Below are 6,000 nucleotides of genomic sequence, written 5' to 3'. Positions count from 1 at the left end.
TGGCCTCCTTTGATTAATGCGAACGCCACCGCGTTACGCGTATTTCGCCTGAATTTCGTCCGAGATGTTCTGCGGTACCGGATCGTAGTGATCGAACTGCATGGTGAACTGGGCGCGGCCCGAGCTCATCGAACGAAGGTTGTTGATATAGCCGAACATGTTGGCCAGCGGCACGAAGGCGTTGATCGCAATCGCGTTGCCGCGGCTTTCCTGGCCCTGCACCTGACCACGACGCGAGGTCAGATCGCCGATGATGTTACCGGTATATTCGTCCGGGGTGATCACCTCGACCTTCATGATCGGTTCCAGCAGCTTGGCGCCAGCCTTTTTCAGACCTTCGCGCATGCCGGCACGGGCCGCGATTTCAAAGGCCAGAACGCTGGAGTCCACGTCGTGGAACGCACCGTCGATCAGGGCAACCTTGAAGTCGATAACCGGGAAGCCGGCCATCGGGCCGCTGTCCATAACCGACTGGATGCCTTTTTCAACGCCGGGGATGTATTCCTTGGGAACCGCACCACCGATGATCTTGGATTCGAACGAGTAACCTTCGCCCGCCTCGGTCGGTGTGATGACCATTTTCACCCGTGCGAACTGACCCGAACCACCCGACTGTTTCTTGTGGGTGTAGTCAATTTCGGCTTCGTGGCTGATGGTTTCACGATAGGCCACCTGCGGCGCACCGATATTGGCCTCAACCTTGAACTCGCGCTTCAGACGGTCCACCAGGATGTCCAGGTGAAGTTCGCCCATGCCCTTCATGATGGTCTGACCCGATTCCAGATCGGTTTCGACGCGGAACGAGGGGTCTTCGGCGGCCAGACGGCCCAGGCCCTGGCTCATCTTCTCTTGGTCAGCCTTGGTTTTCGGCTCTACCGCGATCTCGATCACTGGATCGGGGAAGGTCATCGTTTCCAGAACCACCGGCTCTTTGGCGTCGCACAGGGTGTCGCCCGTGGTGGTGTCTTTCAGACCGGCCAGCGCGATGATGTCGCCGGCAAATGCCTCTTCGATCTCTTCGCGGTTGTTCGAGTGCATCATCATCATCCGACCAACGCGCTCTTTCTTGCCTTTGGTCGAGTTCAGGATCGAGCCACCTTTTTCAAGGGTGCCCGAGTAAACGCGGGTAAAGGTCAGCGAGCCAACGAAGGGGTCGTTCATGATTTTGAACGCCAGACCGGCAAACGCCATGTCATCATCCGCGCGGCGGGCGATGTCACGGGTTTCGGTTTCGTCACCGGGTTTAAAGCCCATGTAATCCACAACGTCCAGCGGGCTGGGCAGATAGTCGATCACCGCGTTCAGCAGCGGCTGAACACCTTTGTTCTTAAAGGCCGAACCACCCAGAACCGGAACAAAGCTCAGCGACAGGGTGCCTTTGCGCAGCAGGGCGCGCAGGGTGGCCACGTCGGGCTCTTCACCTTCCAGGTAAGCTTCCATCGCGTCGTCGTCCATTTCGACGGCGGCTTCCACCATCTTCGAACGCCACTCGTCCGCCATGTCCTTGAGGCTGTCGCGGATCGGCGCTTTGATCCAGGACGCGCCCAGATCTTCACCTTGCCACAGCCACTCTTCCATGGTGACCAGGTCGATCAGACCTTCCAGCTCGGTCTCGGCACCGATCGGGATACCAACCGGCACAGCAGTGGCGCCGGTGCGGTCTTCGATCATCTCGACACAGTTAAAGAAGTCTGCGCCGATCTTGTCCATCTTGTTGACAAAGACCATGCGCGGAACCTTGTACCGGTCAGCCTGACGCCACACGGTTTCGGTCTGCGGCTCGACGCCTGCGTTGGCGTCCAGAACACAGATCGCACCATCCAGCACGGCCAGCGAACGTTCCACCTCGATGGTGAAATCCACGTGACCGGGCGTGTCGATGATGTTCATCCGGTGCTTTTCGGTATCGGCGGTTTTGCCGTCCTCGGTGCGCTCCCAGAAGGTGGTGGTTGCCGCCGAGGTGATGGTGATGCCGCGTTCCTGCTCTTGCTCCATCCAGTCCATGGTGGCTGCACCGTCGTGCACCTCACCAATGTTGTGGGACTTGCCGGTGTAATACAGGATGCGTTCCGAGCAGGTGGTTTTACCTGCATCGATATGCGCCATGATGCCGAAGTTACGGTATCGGTCGAGAGGATATTCGCGTGCCATTGGTTCGGTCCTGAGGCCTGAGGGTAATTACCAGCGATAATGGCTGAAGGCTTTGTTCGCCTCGGCCATCTTGTGGGTGTCTTCGCGTTTCTTGACGGCAGAGCCGCGCGACTGAACAGCATCGATCAGCTCACCGGCCAGACGCTCTTCCATCGTGTTTTCGTTGCGGGCGCGCGAGGCATTGATCAGCCAGCGAATGGCCAGCGCTTCGCGGCGCTCGGGGCGCACTTCAACCGGAACCTGGTACGTAGCACCACCCACACGGCGCGAGCGGACCTCGACCGAGGGTTTTACATTGTCCAGCGCTTCGGTGAACACTTCGACGGGCGAGCGCTTCAGCTTGCCTTCGATGCGATCGAATGCGTTGTAAACGATGCGTTCGGCGGCAGATTTTTTGCCGTCGATCATCAGGTTGTTCATGAATTTGGTGACTACGCGGTCGCCGAACTTGGCGTCGGGCAGGACTTCGCGTTTCTCAGCAGCGTGACGACGAGACATTCTGTGATCTCCTTACTTCGGACGCTTGGCGCCGTATTTCGAACGGCGTTGTTTACGGTCTTTAACACCCTGGGTATCCAGAACACCGCGCAGGATGTGGTAACGCACACCGGGAAGGTCTTTTACACGACCACCACGGATCAGAACCACCGAGTGTTCCTGAAGGTTGTGGGATTCACCGGGGATATAGCTGATCACTTCGAAGCCATTGGTCAGGCGCACCTTGGCAACCTTACGCATGGCCGAGTTCGGCTTTTTCGGGGTGGTGGTGTACACGCGGGTGCACACGCCACGCTTTTGCGGGCAAGCCTGCAAATGCATGGACTTCTGGCGTTTTACTTTGGGCTGCCGCGGCTTGCGGATCAGCTGTTGAATCGTTGGCATGCACGTTCCTCGTGTTGCACTTTGTCAATACTCGCCCCGTACCCGAGGCGCTTCTTCTCGACGGCGCCTTGCACCCATTGCAAAACACCAAAACCGCATGCGTTCCCTTCGCGATTGGGAACGACGCGGTGGAAATTCAGAGGATCGGGGCGTTCGGCCCGGATCATGACCACTTCAGTTCTGATTTCGGAGTATGCAGACGCAAATCCGCCACTCCGGGTGCGCGCGGTATAGGGAGAGTCGGAACCCTTGTCAACAGCGCCTTAACCGGCCGCCCCCGCCTGCTGATGCAGCTTTGCCATGGCCGTGCGGAACGCGTCCAGGTCGATGCCAAAGTCGGGCATCAGATGTGCCGCGCCGTCTTCGGGCGACATGTTGCGGGCCTTGTCCAGGAAGATCTTGCTGTCATTTCCGCCGTGTCGGCCGCGCGCATACATCATCGGTCTGGGATAAGACAGAACAGGCATCAGATGGCTGATGCGGTGGTGCGGAAAGTCCATCACGCAGGCTGAATCGTGGGGGCGCAGATACACCGCCAACGCACAGGGCCATGTCCGCGCATGTACGGGGATCACCTCGACCTTGCCGTTTTCATCCACGTCCAGCACAAGGCCAAGCCCGAAATCCAGTGCCGCCCGTTGTTGCCGTGGCAGAAAGAGCCGCTCTGCCAACACCGCGTGTCGGCGGACACGCGCGACAAAGCCGTGGGCCATGGCATCATCGTCGTCCAGCCTGAATTCGGCCACCATCGCGGCCTCGGCATCTCTGCCGCTGAGCATGATATCACGGTATGCCAGACGCGGCTGCGCCACCGGGTAGAATTCAGGGCGAATCTGAGGCACATCCGCAATTAACGCCAGTATCCGAGCCCGAAATGGTTCCGGCATTCCTTCGGACAGCATCAGGTGCAGCACAAAATCCTTGTCCGTTTGCCCGGCTACAGATGGCAAAGCCACATGTTCAAACCATGCCAACCGCTGGTTCATCCGCACGGGATCAAACAGATAAGCGCGGCGGGCGGCTTCGTCGGACGGCGTGGACTGAAAGTTACCGTCCTCGCCAAAATACGAGAACCGGCACAAACCATGTATCTGCAAATTCGGCGCCACGAAGCCCCCTGTTACACTGCCGCCGCAGTTTTGCCCGCAATCTCGACGGTTTCAACCCCTGCGTGCAGCGTGGTTGCGTCGCAAGGTGAATATCCCCGCGGCAACGACGATGCCCGCCCCGGCCAATTGCCAGAAACCGGGCCGCTCGCCAAACAGCGTCACGCCCAGCAACAAGGCCCACAAAATGGCGCTGTAGCGGAACGGAGACACAAAGCTGATCTCGCCGACACGCATTGTCGCGACCGAGCATAGGTAACCCACCACCATCAACGCCGCAGCAAGAACCAAAAGCCCGGCATGGGTGGCCGTGACAGGCACCCAGTCACCCGTCATCGTCATGAGGCCCGCAGGTATCGTGACACAAATGGCCGTAACCAATGCCGCCAGTTTCGACGGCACATCCGGCGAAAGGTATCGCGTGGTGATGTCGCGCAGCGTGATGAACCCGACCGAGATCAACGCCAGCAGCGCCGGAGCCTCGATCCCGTCGCGCGACGGCTGCATGATCAGCATCACGCCAACGAAACCGGCGCAAATGGCCCCCCACCTGCGCCAACCCACCCGTTCGCCCAGAACAATCGCGCCTGCCAGCGTCACGGCCAAGGGTGTCGATTGCAGGATCGCCGTCAGGGTGCCGATCTCGGCCACGACCAACGCCGACAGGAACACGGCCGCCGCCGCAAACTCACACGCGCCGCGCAACAGCATCAGCCACCCGTCACGACGCGACACGCGCGACAAACCCAATCCCCGCACACCCAGCCAAACGGCAAACACTACGCTGACCATCACACCGCGCAGAAACATCATTTGGTAAACCGACAGATCGACACCAACCACCTTGATGGCCGCATCGTTAAACGTGAAAGCAGCCATCGTGGCCACCATCAACGCGGCACCGCGCTGGTTCGGACTCAAGGCCGGGGTCCTTGCATCAACGCTTGCAACCTGTCCGGGTCAACGCCGAACCGGGCGCGAAGTTCGGCGCAAAAGGTCGCCGTTTCGATCGGCTCGGCACCGGGGGGGACCTTGCGATCGCTGTCATTGGTTGTGTGCAGCGTTCGCAGAAACATCTGGTCCGTCGGGTCCGTGATCGTTCGCACATGGGCCGCCAACCGGCGGTGGTTCCAGCGAAAGATATTCACCTGGTCATCTGCCCGCGTGATCATCGCGCTTGCAAGGCCCAAAGGCGCCGTTTCGCGGAAATCGTAGAAGGGGGCCGACGGCGCAAGCATGTCGACATAGACACCCCGGTGAAAGGCAACGACCAGTGGGTGATCTGCATCTGCCCAGCCATCGGCAATGGCACGATCGGCCAGAACCCGGGTACGGGCGATATAATCAACAGCCACCGCATCATCGTCGTCAATGCGGAAGCCGGTCACGAACGGGGTCCCGTCCTCCCAACCCTTGCGATAGGCGCGGCGGGTCGACAAAAGCGGCCCCATTGGCGGAAGAAATGCAAGTGTCAGGAAAGCGTGCCTGTTCGCCAATTCACGCAACCGTTCCTTGGCGTCGTTTGGCAGGGCGTCGCTGGACAAAACAACCAGCTTGAAATCACGGTCTGTCTGCGCTGCAAGCGACGGCAGGCACAGCGTTTCGAACATGGCAAACCGCTCGGTCAAACGGTCGGCGTCAAACAACAACTCAACGCGTTCTTCCAAACTCATATTCGAGTTGGCAAAGCCACCACGACCCAGATACGAGAACCGGCAAACCCCGACTATTGCGTTTTTCATGTGGTGCCCTGCCCCGCGTAACTTCGAGGCACATTACCCAGCCGCCACCAAATTGCAAAACCTGTGTAAGATCCGCCAAAGAAAAGGCCGCCCCGGGGTTTCCCGGGGCGGCCAATGTT

6 protein-coding genes are annotated in these 6,000 nt (G+C 59.5%); all 6 read right to left on the bottom strand.

Annotation, left to right across the window (positions count from 1 at the left end):
• Positions 1 to 33: 33 nt before the first annotated feature.
• Positions 34 to 2,151: an elongation factor G gene (fusA, locus tag ACMU_RS18310; RefSeq protein WP_035262891.1), complete on the bottom strand. Its 2,118-nt coding sequence runs from the start codon at positions 2,149 to 2,151 to the stop codon at positions 34 to 36.
• 27 nt (positions 2,152 to 2,178) lie between these two features.
• Positions 2,179 to 2,649, bottom strand: coding sequence for a 30S ribosomal protein S7 (gene rpsG, locus ACMU_RS18305; protein ID WP_035262888.1), 471 nt, complete (start codon positions 2,647 to 2,649; stop codon positions 2,179 to 2,181).
• A 12-nt stretch (positions 2,650 to 2,661) separates the two neighbouring features.
• Complete coding sequence (gene rpsL, locus ACMU_RS18300) at positions 2,662 to 3,033, bottom strand: 30S ribosomal protein S12 (protein WP_035253348.1); 372 nt, start codon at positions 3,031 to 3,033, stop codon at positions 2,662 to 2,664.
• 263 nt (positions 3,034 to 3,296) lie between these two features.
• Positions 3,297 to 4,142, bottom strand: coding sequence for a glycosyltransferase (locus tag ACMU_RS18945; protein ID WP_081805603.1), 846 nt, complete (start codon positions 4,140 to 4,142; stop codon positions 3,297 to 3,299).
• Positions 4,143 to 4,193: 51 nt separating this feature from the next.
• Positions 4,194 to 5,060, bottom strand: coding sequence for a DMT family transporter (locus tag ACMU_RS18290; protein ID WP_035262884.1), 867 nt, complete (start codon positions 5,058 to 5,060; stop codon positions 4,194 to 4,196).
• Positions 5,057 to 5,881 (bottom strand): glycosyltransferase, encoded by an 825-nt coding sequence (locus ACMU_RS18940; protein ID WP_081805602.1) that lies wholly within the window; start codon positions 5,879 to 5,881, stop codon positions 5,057 to 5,059. The genes ACMU_RS18290 and ACMU_RS18940 overlap by 4 nt, the downstream gene beginning before the upstream one ends.
• Positions 5,882 to 6,000 lie beyond the last annotated feature (119 nt).

Origin of the sequence: Actibacterium mucosum KCTC 23349, from assembly GCF_000647975.1 — a bacterium.
Lineage (GTDB): Bacteria > Pseudomonadota > Alphaproteobacteria > Rhodobacterales > Rhodobacteraceae > Actibacterium > Actibacterium mucosum.
Note: the sequence above shows the minus strand (reverse complement) of the source record. Positions and strands in the feature narration are given on the sequence as shown.

Bases quoted from the DNA above. Each gene is read 5' to 3' on its own strand.
- fusA (WP_035262891.1), bottom strand. From the start codon at position 2,151: ATGGCACGCGAATATCCTCTCGACCGATACCGTAACTTCGGCATCATG.
- rpsG (WP_035262888.1), bottom strand. From the start codon at position 2,649: ATGTCTCGTCGTCACGCTGCTGAGAAACGCGAAGTCCTGCCCGACGCC.
- rpsL (WP_035253348.1), bottom strand. From the start codon at position 3,033: ATGCCAACGATTCAACAGCTGATCCGCAAGCCGCGGCAGCCCAAAGTA.
- ACMU_RS18940 (WP_081805602.1), bottom strand. From the start codon at position 5,881: ATGAAAAACGCAATAGTCGGGGTTTGCCGGTTCTCGTATCTGGGTCGT.